At 33.2% G+C, this 16,170-nt stretch carries 17 protein-coding genes and 1 pseudogene; 9 read left to right on the top strand and 9 right to left on the bottom strand.

The window, feature by feature from the left end; all coding sequences use genetic code 11:
- Nucleotides 1–118 precede the first annotated feature (118 nt).
- Nucleotides 119–703 (bottom strand): hypothetical protein, encoded by a 585-nt coding sequence (locus NG806_RS20515; protein ID WP_214832604.1) that lies wholly within the window; start codon nt 701–703, stop codon nt 119–121.
- 185 nt (nt 704–888) lie between these two features.
- Between NG806_RS20515 and NG806_RS20510 the strand changes: the two genes are divergently transcribed.
- Complete coding sequence (locus NG806_RS20510; RefSeq protein WP_214832606.1) at nt 889–1,392, top strand: DinB family protein; 504 nt, start codon at nt 889–891, stop codon at nt 1,390–1,392.
- Between the two features lie 87 nt (nt 1,393–1,479).
- On the opposite strand, the gene NG806_RS20505 is transcribed toward NG806_RS20510, so the two are convergent.
- The gene (locus NG806_RS20505; protein WP_261511174.1) at nt 1,480–2,580 is read right to left on the bottom strand and encodes a linear amide C-N hydrolase; all 1,101 of its coding nucleotides are present in this window, start codon (nt 2,578–2,580) and stop codon (nt 1,480–1,482) included.
- 16 nt (nt 2,581–2,596) lie between these two features.
- On the bottom strand, nt 2,597–3,550 hold the full coding sequence (locus tag NG806_RS20500; RefSeq protein ID WP_214832610.1) for a helix-turn-helix transcriptional regulator: 954 nt from the start codon (nt 3,548–3,550) through the stop codon (nt 2,597–2,599).
- A gap of 99 nt (nt 3,551–3,649) precedes the next feature.
- On the opposite strand from NG806_RS20500, the gene NG806_RS20495 reads away from it, so the two are divergent.
- Complete coding sequence (locus tag NG806_RS20495) at nt 3,650–4,219, top strand: Crp/Fnr family transcriptional regulator (protein ID WP_261511173.1); 570 nt, start codon at nt 3,650–3,652, stop codon at nt 4,217–4,219.
- 78 nt (nt 4,220–4,297) lie between these two features.
- Nucleotides 4,298–4,759, top strand: coding sequence for a carboxymuconolactone decarboxylase family protein (locus NG806_RS20490; protein WP_261511172.1), 462 nt, complete (start codon nt 4,298–4,300; stop codon nt 4,757–4,759).
- Between the two features lie 71 nt (nt 4,760–4,830).
- Here NG806_RS20490 and NG806_RS20485 read toward each other — a convergent pair whose 3' ends face one another.
- From NG806_RS20485 to lptB, 3 genes and pseudogenes are all read right to left on the bottom strand, one after another.
- Entirely contained in the window at nt 4,831–6,558 is a 1,728-nt protein-coding gene (locus NG806_RS20485; RefSeq protein WP_261513131.1) for an ABC transporter ATP-binding protein, read from the bottom strand.
- A 183-nt stretch (nt 6,559–6,741) separates the two neighbouring features.
- Complete coding sequence (locus tag NG806_RS20480) at nt 6,742–7,821, bottom strand: baeRF3 domain-containing protein (RefSeq protein WP_261511171.1); 1,080 nt, start codon at nt 7,819–7,821, stop codon at nt 6,742–6,744.
- A 646-nt stretch (nt 7,822–8,467) separates the two neighbouring features.
- Nucleotides 8,468–9,193: pseudogene (lptB, locus tag NG806_RS20475) on the bottom strand (LPS export ABC transporter ATP-binding protein); the annotation flags it as partial.
- Between the two features lie 104 nt (nt 9,194–9,297).
- On the opposite strand from lptB, the gene NG806_RS20470 reads away from it, so the two are divergent.
- The 3 genes from NG806_RS20470 (at nt 9,298) to NG806_RS20460 (ending at nt 10,618) form a co-directional block, all read left to right on the top strand.
- Entirely contained in the window at nt 9,298–9,591 is a 294-nt protein-coding gene (locus NG806_RS20470; RefSeq protein ID WP_214832620.1) for a TM2 domain-containing protein, read from the top strand.
- Nucleotides 9,592–9,662: 71 nt separating this feature from the next.
- The gene (locus NG806_RS20465; protein WP_261511170.1) at nt 9,663–10,391 is read left to right on the top strand and encodes a hypothetical protein; all 729 of its coding nucleotides are present in this window, start codon (nt 9,663–9,665) and stop codon (nt 10,389–10,391) included.
- A gap of 44 nt (nt 10,392–10,435) precedes the next feature.
- The gene (locus NG806_RS20460; protein ID WP_214832623.1) at nt 10,436–10,618 is read left to right on the top strand and encodes a bacteriocin; all 183 of its coding nucleotides are present in this window, start codon (nt 10,436–10,438) and stop codon (nt 10,616–10,618) included.
- A gap of 54 nt (nt 10,619–10,672) precedes the next feature.
- Here NG806_RS20460 and hemB read toward each other — a convergent pair whose 3' ends face one another.
- Nucleotides 10,673–11,662 (bottom strand): porphobilinogen synthase, encoded by a 990-nt coding sequence (hemB, locus tag NG806_RS20455; protein WP_214832624.1) that lies wholly within the window; start codon nt 11,660–11,662, stop codon nt 10,673–10,675.
- Between the two features lie 119 nt (nt 11,663–11,781).
- Between hemB and NG806_RS20450 the strand changes: the two genes are divergently transcribed.
- The 3 genes from NG806_RS20450 to NG806_RS20440 all read left to right on the top strand — a co-directional run bounded on the left by NG806_RS20450 (nt 11,782) and on the right by NG806_RS20440 (nt 14,464).
- The gene (locus NG806_RS20450) at nt 11,782–12,132 is read left to right on the top strand and encodes a T9SS type A sorting domain-containing protein (protein WP_214832625.1); all 351 of its coding nucleotides are present in this window, start codon (nt 11,782–11,784) and stop codon (nt 12,130–12,132) included.
- Between the two features lie 105 nt (nt 12,133–12,237).
- The gene (locus NG806_RS20445) at nt 12,238–13,149 is read left to right on the top strand and encodes an ABC transporter ATP-binding protein (RefSeq protein ID WP_261511169.1); all 912 of its coding nucleotides are present in this window, start codon (nt 12,238–12,240) and stop codon (nt 13,147–13,149) included.
- Between the two features lie 4 nt (nt 13,150–13,153).
- Nucleotides 13,154–14,464 (top strand): ABC transporter permease, encoded by a 1,311-nt coding sequence (locus tag NG806_RS20440; protein ID WP_261511168.1) that lies wholly within the window; start codon nt 13,154–13,156, stop codon nt 14,462–14,464.
- Between the two features lie 70 nt (nt 14,465–14,534).
- On the opposite strand, the gene NG806_RS20435 is transcribed toward NG806_RS20440, so the two are convergent.
- Nucleotides 14,535–15,203 (bottom strand): porin family protein, encoded by a 669-nt coding sequence (locus NG806_RS20435; RefSeq protein ID WP_214832631.1) that lies wholly within the window; start codon nt 15,201–15,203, stop codon nt 14,535–14,537.
- Nucleotides 15,204–15,220: 17 nt separating this feature from the next.
- Nucleotides 15,221–16,093, bottom strand: coding sequence for a succinate--CoA ligase subunit alpha (gene sucD, locus NG806_RS20430; protein WP_214832633.1), 873 nt, complete (start codon nt 16,091–16,093; stop codon nt 15,221–15,223).
- Between the last annotated feature and the right edge of the window lie 77 nt (nt 16,094–16,170).

Raw genomic sequence — 16,170 nt, 5'->3', positions numbered from 1 at the left:
TACTAAATTACTTTTTTAAAATTATCTCTACAATACTTTCAAGTCCTGTTTTTATGGATATTATTACTTTCCAGTATTATTATAAAAAAATGACTGGTTAAAACCAGTCATCTTCAAATTATTTATCTACCTCTACATATTGCAACACTGTCTTATTTTTAGAATTATAAATGATTGTACTGCTATTAGGAAATCGTTTTAATTTATAATATTCAATACCTTCATCATTCTTTATATCATCTAAAATGCCTTTATCAATCGTATTCTCAGGAAGGAATTTTTCTATAAAACTTATTTTATCTACAATATTCTGCCCATCTACTTTTCGGGCTTTTTTATCAGAACGCGATTCATCAGTAGAGGGTTGACTTTCCAAAAACGGAATTAAGTCTGCCTTATCTGCCTTATACTTAAAAATGTAGCCTTTTGTTCCATTTGGAAATACAAACTTCTTTCCACTTTCTGCAGATATAAATCCTTTTCCTGAATGAGGAAAGACCTGATTAAACTGAACATCTTCGGAATTGGTAAGCGATTTTATAGATTCGTTCACCGTTTTTTTTACTCTTTCTTCTACAGCGGCCTGGGTTTTCTGTTTTACTGTTTCAGTGGTTTCCTGAACAGTCTGATCTATTTTTTCGCTGATTTTATTACAAGCTAATAGCGACAAAGCACTTGTAACAGCTAAAATTAACTTCTTCATTTCTTTGAAATTATAAATAATTATCCGCTTTAGCAATACTTCTTTTTTCTAAACGGAAAAATCTGAATGATATTTTGAAATTAAAAATAAATATTTTTTTTAATCTATAAAATCCTACTGACAAACTGTTGTCATAACCTGCTCTTATCTTTGTATCAACAATAACAAACTAAAACAAAAATATTATGACAACTACAGCAACTACCACAGCTACAGCTACAAAACAGTTCATGACTACTGAACAGTTATTAGAACATTGGCAAGGGCATAGAAATCTGACAAGAAGAGTGATCGAAGCTTTTCCTGAAAAAGAATTATTTGAATTTTCTGTTGCAGGAATGAGACCTTTTGCAAAACTAGCAGTAGAGCTAATAAGCATCGCAGGACCAGCTTTAAAGGGAATCAACGAAAAAAATATGGAAGCTTATAATGAAGAAGGCTTTAATCCTAAAACTAAAGAGGAAATACTAAAAAAATGGGACGAAGAAACTGAAGTGATCAATCATTATTTCAATCAAATTTCTGAACAACGTTTTCAAGAGACTTTCAATCTATTCGGTCAGTATGAATTTCCGGTTTTTCAAAATATCCTTTATTTCATAGATAATGAAATTCACCACCGTGGACAAGGATATGTTTATTTAAGATCTTTAGGAATTGAACCTCCTTTCTTCTGGGAGAGATTTTAATTCTTTTTATAAAACTTCTCATCAAATTATTAAATTAAGCCAACGCAAAAGCTTTCAGAATATTTCTGAAAGCTTTTGTAATTTTGTTTAACCAGGTAGGATATTTTTAAAGAAACTTACAATATTTTCTTTAAGCTTAGTAAAGGTGTCGGAAGTTCCAAACTCTTTATTGTCATAACCAATTGGAAAACCTTTTTCTACATATTCATTATTTATCTGCAAAGTAAGTGTCTGGAAATCGTCATTTACTTTCCCAAGTTTATCTGTATGAATATCCAAAAATTTAACTGAAGCCTGTTTTGAGAAATCAAGCTTTGTGATATCAATAGTTTTAATTTCCTTTTTCAGATCTGACCGGAAATAAAGATTCATATTTTTCACATCAATTACAGTTTGCCATTCTCCCGCATATACGGAATTGAGAATATTCCAGGCATAATCTACAGGCTTTTTATCATACTTATAATTATTCAGCATATAGTAGGCTTTGTTATAGCGATCTTCCCATTTGCTCTGTTGATTAATGTCGAACTTTTCCTTTCCACCTAAGAAATCAAACCTTTGAATATTATCAAAATCTTTTTTATACTGGTTATTGCATAAAAGTGGCATAGGCATATCTTTACCTGCAATTACTTTGTATTTCCCATTCAGCAATGCGATTGTTGCTGTATTTCCTTTAGCATCACTAAGAAAAAAATGGCTACCTCCTGCACTAGGCCACCAGTCTATATTGGGGCCACTATTTAAATGATCTACAACTTCCTGGACAGATTTATAATTATCCAGTTGATATTGTATCCACTGTGCCCAAAACATGTTGGGTTGTGTCGGATTAAATACCTTTGTTGTTTCCTCCAAAGAAAGCTCAACTAAAAAAAGTCCCTTTTCATTTACGCCATAACAAGGAAAATCATATCCAAGGAGATTAAAGGTAACAGAACCATATTGGGAATTCCATTCTTTAGATCCGGTCAAATGATTCGTTGTAAGGTTTTCCCAACTTATATTCCTTTTCGTAACACCTCGTTTGTTTACAACGATCATTCCTGGCATTGTTTTCCAATTTTCATTGAATCCTACTACACAATAGTCGTTTCCTTTTAATAAAAATGCTGAACAGGCCGAAGCCAGAGTATAATATGTAACTGCCAACAGAAGCAAGCAGCGTGAAAATAAAAATTTCATAATCTTTAGTTTAAAGTTATTTATATTTTTCAGAAATATCTGTAATCAAATTTTTAAGCCTCACTTTGAGCATTTCAGGCTCTAAAATTACAGCGTAATCTGCAAATGTAATTAGCCAGCGTGGAAAACCATCATTGATCCATTCGGTTTCAAAAGTCAATAACATGCCTTCCTCAGTTTCTACCTCTTCTGTTAATCCATAATATTTTTTAGAATTGGCAAGATGATTCATTATTTTCTTCTCTACCAGTAATTTCACTACAGTTACCTCGTTTTTCGAATTTCTTCGGTAATCATTAATACCTCCATATTCTTGTGAAAAAGGATTACTGGTTTTAGCAACCTGCAGAATACGATCAACTCTAAATTGCCTAAAATCTTTTCTTAAAGTACAAAAAGCCATAATGTACCAGTAATTAAATTCCAGAAATACACCAACCGCCTCTATAACTCTATTAGAAACCTTTGAATCAATACTTTTGTATTCTATTGATAGTTGAGTTTTTTCTGCAATACTTTCAAGAATAGTAGGAATTATATTTTTGATCGTTTCTATAGTTGGAGCGTGGTAATTAAAAATATCAATCTGCTTTTCAATATTTTTAATTAAGTTTTTATCTGAATTCTTCAAAACCGAACGTACCTTTTCCATGGCCGTCTGATAGTGCGAGCCCAAACTCTGATGTGAATATTTTTGCATTAGTTTTTCGGCGGTAATAAAACTTAAAACCTCTTCCTTAGTAAACATCACGGGTGGAAGTTTGTAGCCATCCATTAAAGAATATCCACTTCCTGCCTCTCCTAAAATTGGAATTCCAGCATTTTCAAGCGTTTTAACATCTCTATAAATCGTCCTTATGCTTACCTCAAATTTTTCCGCTAAATCTTGAGCTCTTACCAAGGGCTTGGATTGTAATTGGGTAAGAATTGCTGTTACTCTATCGAGCTTTTTGAGATAATGGTCATTCATTTTATCTGATCAATCTAAACTTTTGTGCGAGAATTTTAAATACTATAAAACAAGAATTTTATTTATATTTAGATATTCAAGAACCACACTTTAATAATAATGAGTTACACTAATTTCATCCAGACTATTGAAAAAATTTCTAATCCCGAACGGGCTGTCATTGATGAACTGATTTCAAATTTAGAATTAAAAAATTACAGAAAAGGTGATTTTTTATTAAAATCTGATGAAACCTGCAAACATTTTTATTTTTTAGAAAAAGGACTGGTAAAATTATTCTTTGATAATGGGGATAAAGACTTTATAATGACATTCTTTTCTGAAAATTCTTTTTTCACAGAACTCAGTGGATTTCTTACAGGCAAACCTTCAAAATATATGTTTGTTGCTCTGGAACCTGTTGAGGTATATTCTATTCGAAAAAATGTGGTGGATGATCTATGTAAAAAGTATCATTCTGCTGAAACACTTTTCAGCAAACTGTATTCAATGGCTCCTGTTAATATGATGGGAAGGATAAGTGAAATGTTGGAAGATGATGGTAAAAAGCGTTATCACAATTTTTTAAAACAAAAGCCGGAACTTATCCAAAGGATCAGTCTGGGAGATCTTGCAGATTATATTGGAATCACTCAGGTATCGTTAAGCAGAATCCGGGCGCAAAAATGATTTTTTATCATTTGTAAAAAAATCTGAAATAAAACCGATCTACATTTGTCACATAATTAATCAATCAAAATTAAAATTATGTCACAAAGAGTCAACGCATTCGCTATGGGAAACAAAGCTGTAAATGCACTTCACACGATGGGATACCATGTAGAAAACTCATCAATTGATAATGCTTTTCTCGAGCTTTTATACTTCCGTGTTTCACAGATGAACGGCTGTGCTTTTTGCCTGGATATGCACTCGAAACAACTCAGAGCAAAAGGAGAAACCGAACAAAGAATTTTCTTGGTAAGTGCATGGAGAGAATGTTCTTTCTACACTGAAAAAGAAAAAGCAGCATTACTATGGGCAGAAAGCCTTACTATTCTAAATGGGAAAGAGATATCTAATGAAATATATTCAGAAGTAAGTCAACATTTTTCAGAAACCGAAATGGTGGATCTTACCATGGCTATTATTGCAATTAACAGTTATAACAGAGTAAATATAGCTTTTGGAGCGGAAGTTGGTACGTATCAGGTTCCGGAAAAAAAATAAATCAAATTCTATCATCAAAAACAAGCTCAATGATTTCTTTTTCATTGAGCTCGTTTTTTTCCTAGATCAATCTAGTTTTCTTTAAAAGTATTTATTAGTTTATCAAGATTTAAGCTTCTCGCAGAAGCATCAAAGATCTCCCGATAAGTACCGTTCATTTGTACCAGCTCACTATGAGTTCCACTTTCAACTACCCTTCCTTTTTTCATCACATAAATCTTATCTGAATCTAAGATCTGAGATAAAGAATGCGAAATAATAATTACTGTTCTTCCCTCTTTAATAGCATCCAAAGAATTTTTTATTTGCTCTGTTGCAATAGCATCTAAACTTGCCGTAGGCTCGTCGAGAAATATAATAGGTGGGTTTTTTAAAAATAATCTTGCAATAGCAATTCTTTGCTGTTGTCCTCCTGAAAGCTGAGTTGCATCATGACGGTATTGTTCCGGTAGATCAAGGATCTGGTCATGCAGATAAGCTTTTTTTGCAGCCGCCTGAATATCATCAAAACCGGCATTCATATTTCCATAACGGATATTGTCTTCAATACTTCCCTGAAAAATATGGTTTCTCTGAAGTACCAAACCTATATCATTTCTTAAAAAAGTATTATCAAAATCATTCAAATTAACACCATCCAATAAAATTTCTCCAGAACTGGGTGGATAAAACTTACATAAAAGATTAATTATTGTGGATTTCCCGGCACCACTCAATCCTACTAAAGCTGTTGTTTTACCATTTTCAATTTTCATGGAAACATCGTGTAAAGCTTTAGTTCCATTAGGATAGGCAAAATCTACATTTTTAAGTTCGAATGTTCCTTTAATTTCTTTTTCCACAAATGTTCCGTTTTGTTCTTTTTCGTCATCCGCATTCAGAATATCAAAATAGCCTTCAGCATAGATCATCGCATCATTCATATCATCATAAATACGATGAAGCTGGCGAATGGGGGACGAGACATTATTGAAAAGCATAATATGAAGCATGATAGCACCAATGGTCATCTGCTGATCCAATACAAGATAAACGGTCAATAAAATAATAAGAACAACTCCAAACTGCTCTATAAAGGTCTTCAATCCATCATAAATAAAATTGGTTTTCCTTGTGAACATCTGACTTTCCATTAATTGCATCTGCAGGTCATATTGCTTTTTACCTTCAAACTTTTCACGTACAAAACTCTTAATCACCATGATCGAATTGATCAGATTTAAAAGTCCTGAAGTTTTCTGCTCCCGCTGATTTCTCAATTGACGACGAACTCCTCCTAATTTACGGGCCTGAAGAGAACTGATGTAAAAGTAAATAGGAACAATAATGGTGGAAACCATTCCTACATAAACATTTTGCATATACATAATAATCAGTGCAATAATAGCATTCGAGAATAGAGGTAAAATATCAATAAAAAAATTCTGAACAAGCTTTGTTAAACTTTCTATTCCCCGATCTATTCTTATTTGAAGTTTCCCTGATTCATGGTTTTCATCATTAAAATAAGCAACTCTGTATGTCAATATTTTATCAATTGCTGATTGTGCCAGGACAGAGCTTACATTAATTCTAATTTTCTCACCGTAAAATTTCTGGCCGAAGTTGATAAAGATATTTAATAATTCTTTTCCCAGTAAAATGATGGAGATCACTACCAGAACATGAATACCTTCAGACATAGGATGTTGAAGATGTGTAAGAGTGGTTACCTCATCCACTGTATATTTTAATACCAAAGGATTGACTTGTGCAGCTAATGCTCCTAAAAAAGTAAGAAACAGTGTTCCATAGATCATCAAACGATAAGGTCTGATAAACGGAATGAGTTGTTTATATATTCCGAATAAAGTAATTGTTCTATTAAAAGGTTTAGCCATTTGATATAAAGATCTTTAGTAAAATTAAAGCTTTTTTAAAATAATACATAAAAAAAGCTGGTATTATGCCAGCTCATCTTCTTTCTTAACAAAAATTTATTTTTAGTATCTCGTTTTTAATACAATCTTTCCAAGATCCAAAAGCCCATCCTGTTGGGTGAAGTGCACTCTTCCTTTTTTAGAAAATACTTCCCATGCAATTATGGATACAATATCATCAACTGCATCCTGCTCTTTAGAATCATCTACATATTCAAATGTCCGATCATCTACCATTTTTACTGGTTGTTCATAATCCTGATGAACGATCAGTAAATCTCCCCTCCCATCTAATGCAGCCTGATAAATTTCCTGTAGATCTGTAAGAACAGTTCCCCGTGGAACAGCTTCTTTAATTTCTTCTATTGCTAGTGTACGACTTTCCTTTTGTCGAGCTTTAATAATTTCATAAGCTTGTTCGACAATATGATGCTCTTCCGCAGAAACATAACTTTTATTATCGTGGCCTATGTATATCTTGGGGATATCTGCAACTTCAAGAAGTTTACTATAATTATCCGCTGTACTGACTACAATAACATTCAGATTTGATTTTTTGCTAATTTCAACAATTGATTTATCAACCCTGTTAAAATATTCTCTTATCTGATTATCGACCTGTTTTGAGTCACTTCTTACATCTGAATGGGTGATATAAAAAGGGTTCTGTGGAAATGGAAATCCTTCTTCACGAATTTCGTTTATAATAGAGTCATTTAACGCTTCATATAATTTTGTTCCATTCTGTGTTAATAATAAGATAAGGTATTCCTGGGCTCGTACTGCTGCCTTAATAAGGGGTCTCACTGCAAATTTCTCATCTATCTCAGCAACATTGCCTCTTGATGTCCATGTAGATTTTATAATTTCTTCCGTATCCTTGGATAAGAAGATATGTAAACTATCAAGATTATATTGGTGATCAACTTTATCTGCAATCTTTTCCAGTTTTTCTAAAACTCCTGCAGCAGGTCTTTTTCCATATTCATCAATAACCCGATTTTCCGCTTCTTTTACCAAATTTTTTAAAATGATCTCATCTTGTTGGTTTTCAGGAAATGTTCTGTGTGTGCTTAATGAAATGCTTACACATGGTTCATTTCTTTCATTGGCGAGTTTTTGTAATTTTTCTTGTAATGACATATATGCGTTTTTAATTATTAATAAAGTCAGACAATCTGTTTTATCAATTTCACATAATTAAATACAATAACCAGACCTTTAGTTCATCAAAATATCACTTTTAATGAAAATAAGAAAAACATAAATGATAATAAAATTTTGTATTGAAAATATTTCGCAATTACTCAAAACAATGCGAAATAATATATATTAAAATAAACAAATTTGCATGGCAAAATAAAATCCAGGCTTTTATCTGCTAAATATTGAACGTACTTCGACAGCAACTAAAAAGTCCACTGTATTTATAGAGTCAAAATAAAATCTGCTTTTATCCCTCGAAAAGATATGTTGTAAGATAATGAAGTTCTGATTTGCTTGCTTCTTTTGCTTCAGCACCTGCATCTTCTAAAGAATACTGAGATGTAATTTCTTTTCTTTGGAACACAAAAGAGTTATTAGCATTTTTATCAACTACATCATTAAAGATATGTTCAATCTCAGAATTTGCTAATGATGCAAAACTTATATCTTCAAAACCATACATTAATCTCAAATCATCAAATTGAGAGAATTTATTATCTACAAAACTTTGAAACTGAGTTTTTGAATCAAAATTTCCAGCCCAGATATTGTATGCGTATTTTTTCTTTTTAGGTTTGTCCAAAATACTCTGATAAACAAAATTCTCTCCAAGATAAGCTTCTCTTACCTGTGGATCATTAGCTAAATCTTCAGGAAGGCCTTCTTTTAAGATTCTCCCTTCAAACATAATATAGGTTTTGTTTGTAATGGCAAGTGTCTGTTGAACGTTATGATCGGTAATCAAAATTCCGATATTTTTATCAACAAGACTTCTTACAATCTTTTGTATATCTTCTACAGCAATAGGGTCAACACCCGCAAAAGGTTCATCAAGAAGAATGAAATTAGGACTTGTTGCTAAGCATCTTGCAATTTCTGTTCTACGTCTTTCACCTCCGGAAAGAAGATCCCCTCTGTTTTTACGAACATGCTGCAATGAAAATTCTTCAACCAGTTCATCACATTTTATTTGCTGCTCACGTTTCGAAAGTTTAGTCAGCTGCAAAACTCCCATAATATTTTCTTCTACTGAAAGCTTCCTGAAAACAGATGCTTCCTGAGCAAGATACCCAATTCCTTTTTGAGCTCTACGATACATCGCGTCAGTGGTTATCTCCTGTTTATCGAGAAAAATCCTTCCGGAAGTAGGCTTAACCAATCCTACGATCATATAAAATGAAGTCGTCTTACCTGCCCCATTGGGACCTAGTAAGCCAACAATTTCTCCCTGTTGAACTTGTACAGAAACTCCTTTTACAACTTTTTTAGGACCGTATTCCTTGATTAAGTTTTCTCCTCGTAAAATCATAGTCGCAAAGATATAAATTTGTTTTAAGTTATGATTTTGTAACTACTCATATTTTTCCTCGACTTATGTTAAAAACAATTCACTTTATCATAAAAATTATTAAAATGGAAAATTACGGTTATACAAAAACAGAAAATGAGCAAAATCAACAAGCGACTGCAACGTATCGTTCAGAAAAGAAAATTCCTGCAGCATTGTTAGGGATACTTGTTGGATGGTTGGCCTTAAATAAATTTTACCTGGGTTATACCAAAGAAGGAATTATCCAAATTGTTTTAAATATTGTCACTTTAGGTGCAGCTTCTATTATTCCTTTCATTGAAGGTATTTTATATTTGTTTATGAGTGATAAACAATTTGATGACACTTATGTTTATGGTAAAAAAGGTTGGTTATAACATGCTTATAAACTCGATAGCTTTCGATTTTATTTGATAAATTTATAGGACCAATCAACAATTAATTTTTTATGGAAAATAATAAAGAACTAACAGAACTGCTTACACTAGATTTAGGAATCAATCTTGTTGACCGAAGACCCTATGCTAAAGAAGTTTTCAAATGGCAGGATATGGATCTGCTTCCCCATTCGTCCACCGATACTTTGCTTTGTGAAATTTTCGAATGGAATGGTAGAAATTGGAGAACGACTGGTAATAATCTTATTGGATATTTATTTTCTGGTGAGAGCTTAAATACGGTCAAAAATCAATTGATTAATACCCCTAAACATCCGGCTTTAATTCCCGACTTCGAATTTACAAAAGAGAGTATGATTGAATATGGGCTTTCTTTGCCATCCTTATTTAATATTGGAGTGAATGGAGAGATCAAAAATGCCAAGAGCTTTTCTGTAAGAGTAAATGGGGTAACAAAATCTAGAATCACTAACATTGATTCCCCAGGAATTGAGATTTTAAAAAATTACTCTGCTTTCACGCAGGATAAAACCAAAACGTATAGAAAAAATATTAAGTTTAATTATTTGAGTACTTCTTTATTTTATGCTGAGAGTGTAGAAATTTATCTGGAAAAAGAATCTTCAGTTGCTTTAGATGTAAGCTTTCAGACTCAGGACGTAGAGGTTGATGCAAAATTAGATACAGATACCAAGAAACATTTTGTTCTAAAATATTCAGGTAATCAAGCTCCTTTTGCCGCAAAATTTACCAAAGGAAAAGATTTCAACATCATGTGATAAATTTTTATTATATTAGATTATCTAAACAAATAAATATTATCATGAAAAAATTAACAAAAAAGGACTTAAAAAATATCAATGGTGGAAACATCAGATTTCCTGACGCTAATGGTAACTGTCAGCCAGGTTGGTATTTATGCCCTTCAAACATTTGCGTTTTTGATGATGGAGGCAGAGACCCTATTGTTCCGGGTAAGCCCCATTACAATGCATGTTTTGGATAAACAAAAAACACTTCGATTTGAAGTGTTTTTTTTATTTATATAAAGTAATTAATACTATTTATTTAGAAGTATGGCTGCTTCCTTCGCAAAATAAGTAAAGATCATATCTGCTCCAGCTCTTTTAAAGCAGGTTAAGCTTTCTATAATTGTTTTATCATTATCCAGCCAGCCATTTTGAGCAGCTGCTTTTACCATTGCATACTCTCCACTTACATTATAGACGGCGATCGGAAGATCTATAGCTTCACGAACTTTAGAAACAATGTCCAGATAAGGAAGTCCCGGTTTGATCATAATAATATCCGCTCCCTCATCAATATCTTTGAATACTTCATTTAAAGCTTCACGGGAATTATGGAAATCCATTTGATATGTTTTCTTATCCTTTGGTATTTCCATATTATCTTTTGGAGCACTATCCAAAGCACTTCTAAAAGGTCCATAGAAAGAACTTGCATATTTTGCAGAATAACTTAAAATCCCCACATCTGTAAACCCATTGTCCTCTAAAGCTTCACGAATACCCAATACTCTGCCATCCATCATATCACTAGGGGCAACAATGTCAGCTCCTGCTTCTGCATGAGATACAGACATTCTGGCTAACGCATCAACGGTGGCATCATTTACAATCTTTCCATTTTCAATAATACCGTCATGTCCATAAATTGAATACGGATCTAAGGCAACATCAGGCATTACAATCATTTCAGGAAGCGCATCTTTGATCGCTTTGATGGTATTTTGCATTAAGCCATCTTTATTCCATGCTTCTTTTCCTGTATTATCTTTCAAATGATCAGACACCTTCATGTACAAATTGACCGATTTTACACCAAGGGAAAATAATTCTTTACATTCCTTCACGGTTAAATCTATACTCCGCCTGAAAATTCCCGGCATTGATGCAATTGGTTCTTCCTTGTTTTCACCCTCCATTACGAAGATTGGCATTACGAAATCATTAGTTGTAAGTATATTTTCTCTTACTAAACTTCTCATTGATTCATTAACTCTTAGCCTTCTATTTCTTGAATGTATCATTTTGGAATACTTTTTGAATAAGTTTATGCAAATTTACTACAAGTTATATGAAAAAATATATTGAGGAGTGGTAGATTTTTTATATTTTTGTTTTTAAATACTTGAGAAATTATAATTTGATGAAAAAACTTTTACTTTTAATTCTTTTCGTAGGCACTTTTGTTGGATTTTCCAGCAATGTTAAAGCTCAACTTAGAGAGCCTGGTTCCATCTCACAAAAATCAGATGATGGAGTTTTTATTGCCTATCCAAATCCCGCGAAGGATTTTCTCATCGTAAAGGCAAAAGATTCTTCTTTAAGAGTCAAAAGTGTTACATTCTACTCTATATTGGGTACACAGGTTGCAACTTATACCGTTAATATGAATTCGGGAGAAATAAATATTGAAAAATTGAAACCCGGCAAATATTTAATTCGTTACATTTTAAGTGACAACACACAAAAGGTTACCCAAATAGTAAAACAATAAAATTAAATCCTGATAATCATCAGGATTTTTTCTTTTACGTTAGTTCTCCCTTAATTATTCCGTAACTTTCGGGAGATTTTCATACTAATTGTAAAAAACAATTTAATGCTAAAAGCTGAACATATTACTAAAACCTACAATGCAGGAAAAAAGACAGCATTGGATGATTTTAGCATACATGTCCCAAAAGGGAGTATTTATGGTCTTCTAGGACCTAACGGAGCGGGAAAGACTTCATTTATCCGTATCATCAATCAAATTACTCAAGCTGATTCCGGGAATATATTTATCAACGGAGAAAAGCTAAATCCCAGTCATATTAAAAACATCGGTTACATGCCTGAAGAAAGGGGACTGTATAAAAATATGAGTGTTGGGGATCAGATCCTCTACTTCGGTGAATTGAAGGGAATGAGTAAAAACGACGCATTGGGTGAGGCTAAAAAATGGTTTGAAAAACTTAATATCGATCAGTGGTGGAAGAAAAAACTCTCTGAGCTTTCAAAAGGAATGGCTCAGAAGATCCAATTTGTAGTTACTGTTCTTCATAGACCTCATCTCTTAATTCTTGATGAACCTTTTTCAGGATTTGACCCCGTAAATGCGAATCTTATCAAAGATCAGATTATCGATCTCAAAAATAACGGAACCACTATCATACTTTCTACTCACAGAATGGAAAGCGTAGAGGAGATGTGTGATTATGTAGCCCTTATTGACAATTCTAAAAAAATTCTTGATGGTAGGGTTTTCGATGTAAGGGAAAAATTTAAGAAAAATATTTTTGGAATCACCCTTTCTGAAGTCAGTGATTCTAATTTTGAAAATTTCAAAAACAAATATGAGGTTTTCAATTTTTCTAATGAGAATGAACTGATTTCTTTTGATTTGAAAAACGAGAGTGATCAAAATAATATTCTTTTAGATTTAGTACATGTTGGAAAAGTCAGGTCATTTGATGAACGAATCCCCAGCATGAATGAAGTTTTTATTAACGCTGTAGGTAATCATTCTTAATTTTATGAACAATATTTTTTTAATTACAAAAAGGGAATTCCTTACACAGGTTAAGAAGAAGTCCTTCATTATATTAACGTTGCTGGCTCCTGTCATGATCATTGCATTTGGTGCGGTTATAGGGCTAATGTTTAAGGCTAATGAATCACATAGTGTTATTGAAGTTGTTGATAAGAGTGGTTTATTTAAAGATAAATTACCATCGGATTCCAAACTCAATTATACTTTTATTCCTTCTGCTGAGGAGAAATCAAAGGTTAACAAATTAAAAGGAAATGAAACTTTAGATGGCATCCTTATTTTACCTGAACTGAATGCTAATAACTTTGATGATCTGGAAAAAAACACAAGACTGGTTATCAATAGTAAAATTGGTTTTGATACCAAGCAGCGAATCGTTTCAGATATTACAAATGTTATTAAGAAAGAAAAGATCAAGCAATTGGGTATTGCTGAAACTCAATTGGACAATCTTGATAAAGGCTTCACTTTAAAAACGATTAATGTTTCAGAAGACAATAAGGAAGATTCTGATATGACTTTCGGAGTAAAAACAGGACTTAGTATGGTTCTGATGTATGTTACTTTCATGTTTATTATCATTTATGGAGTTAGGGTAATGAGAAGCGTTCTAGAAGAAAAGAATAACCGAGTGGTTGAAATTATTATCTCTTCAGTAAAGCCATTCGAGCTTATGATGGGTAAAATATTGGGCGTAACAATGGTTGCTTTAACCCAGTTTATCATATGGATTACAATGTCAGTAATCGGAGCATTAGTTCTCAATACAGGGTTTTCATCAATTCAAAAAAATATCCCCGGAGGAAGTGAAGGAATGGCTAGTAAACTGGATATAGCACAAATTGCTACTCAGGTTTCTCATAGTCTGCTGGAGCTTAATTTCCCGTTGATCATTTTTGTATTTATTGTGTTCTTTCTTCTTGGATACATTTTTTACAGCTCTGTTTATGCGGCTATTGGATCTGCTGTTGATAATGAAACAGAAACTCAACAGTTTACACTATTTGCAATACTACCTTTAACTTTAGGGATGTATGGGAGCTTTTCGCTAATGAACAATCCGGATGGACCTTTAGGATTTTGGTTATCGATGATTCCTTTTACCTCTCCAGTAGCAATGATTGCAAGAATTCCTTTTGGAGTTCCGGCATGGCAGATTGCGTTATCCATCACACTTTTGGTACTGACCACTATTTTTATGATATTCTTAGCTGGAAAAATTTACCGCGTAGGTATTTTAATGTACGGTAATAAAGCTACCTTAAAAGAGCTTTGGAGATGGATTAGAAATTAGTATAAAATATTAGACATCACAAAAAATCCCGAGAATAATCTCGGGATTTTTTTATTTGAATGAATTATTCTTATTGAAAGATATAACTAAGACTTAAACTAAGAACTTGTTCTGATTTACCCTTACTAGTTCCATCAGGTTCTTTTGCAAGATCAGGATATGTATTGGAAAATCCATAATCATACTTTAAAGCTAATTCCAATTGTCTCTTATAGCTATATCCTACGCCTATACCTAATCCAAAATTAAAACTGTTAGCTTTTCCACTAACCCCAGGATGTTTTGGATCATTTACATCCGGATCATAATAAGCTCTGCTTGCAGGAGCATTTTTAACGTTCTGGTTTAGCAAAAAGTTAAATCTTGGACCTATCATTCCAAAAAATTCAGATTCTGCCTCTGAAAAGTATCCTTTGAAATAAACAGGTACACTAAGGTAATTATTTGCATATACAGCGTTATAACCATCTCTACCTTTAGCATCCTTATCCTTCCCCGTTTCTCCGGCACCATAATATAGTACTTCGGGTTGGATATAAAACTGATTACCTTTTCCTACTGGAATAAGGGCTAAGGCTCCCGCCTGAACAGCAAATCTTGCTCCGGAGGGGTTATGTGCATTTTGTACTCGGGAATAGTTGCCTCCAGCTGTAATACCAAATCTTGTCGCTTTAAGGTTAACTTGTGCTAAAGATAAGGTAGAAAAAGCCAAAGTAGAGGCTAATAAAAATTTTTTCATATTGTTTTTGTTTATGATTATGCTAATACTTTTGCAACAGTAACACCAATATCAGCCGGAGAATCTACAACGTTGATTCCGTTTTCTCTCATGATTTCCATTTTTGCCTGCGCTGTATCTTCATCACCTCCTACAATAGCTCCTGCATGTCCCATTGTTCTTCCTTTAGGTGCAGTTTGTCCTGCAATAAAACCAACTACAGGTTTAGTAGAACCACTTGCTTTATACCATCTTGCAGCTTCAGCCTCTAGTCCACCACCAATTTCACCGATCATTACTACCGCTTCTGTTTCAGGATCATTGATGAACAATTCCAAAGCTTCTCTTGTAGTAGTCCCAATAATTGGGTCTCCACCGATACCAATAGCTGTAGAAATACCGAAACCAGCTCTTACAACCTGATCTGCAGCTTCATAAGTAAGAGTTCCAGATTTAGAAACGATACCTACTTTACCTTTTTTGAAAACGAAACCTGGCATAATACCAATTTTAGCTTCTTCTGAAGTAATGATTCCAGGGCAGTTTGGTCCGATCAATCTACAATCTCTATCAGCGATGTAAGATTTTACTTTTACCATATCTGCTACAGGAATTCCCTCAGTAATACATACGATAACTTTAATTCCAGCCTCAGCAGCTTCCATAATAGCATCAGCAGCAAATGCAGGTGGTACGAAAATAATACTTACGTTAGCTCCTGCTTTTGAAACAGCATCAGCAACCGTATTAAATACAGGCTTCCCTAAGTGCTCGCTTCCTCCTTTTCCTGGAGTAACTCCACCTACTACATTGGTTCCGTATTCAATCATCTGGCCAGCATGGAAAGTACCTTCGTTCCCTGTAAATCCTTGTACAATTACTTTAGAATCTTTGTTTACTAAAATTGACATTTTATTGTTGTTTTTAATTTATTTACTATTTTATTAATGCTCACAAATTTACTTATTTTTCTTTGATTTTAAATAAA

Origin of the sequence: Chryseobacterium paludis, from assembly GCF_025403485.1 — a bacterium.
GTDB lineage: Bacteria > Bacteroidota > Bacteroidia > Flavobacteriales > Weeksellaceae > Chryseobacterium > Chryseobacterium paludis.
Note: the sequence above shows the minus strand (reverse complement) of the source record. Positions and strands in the feature narration are given on the sequence as shown.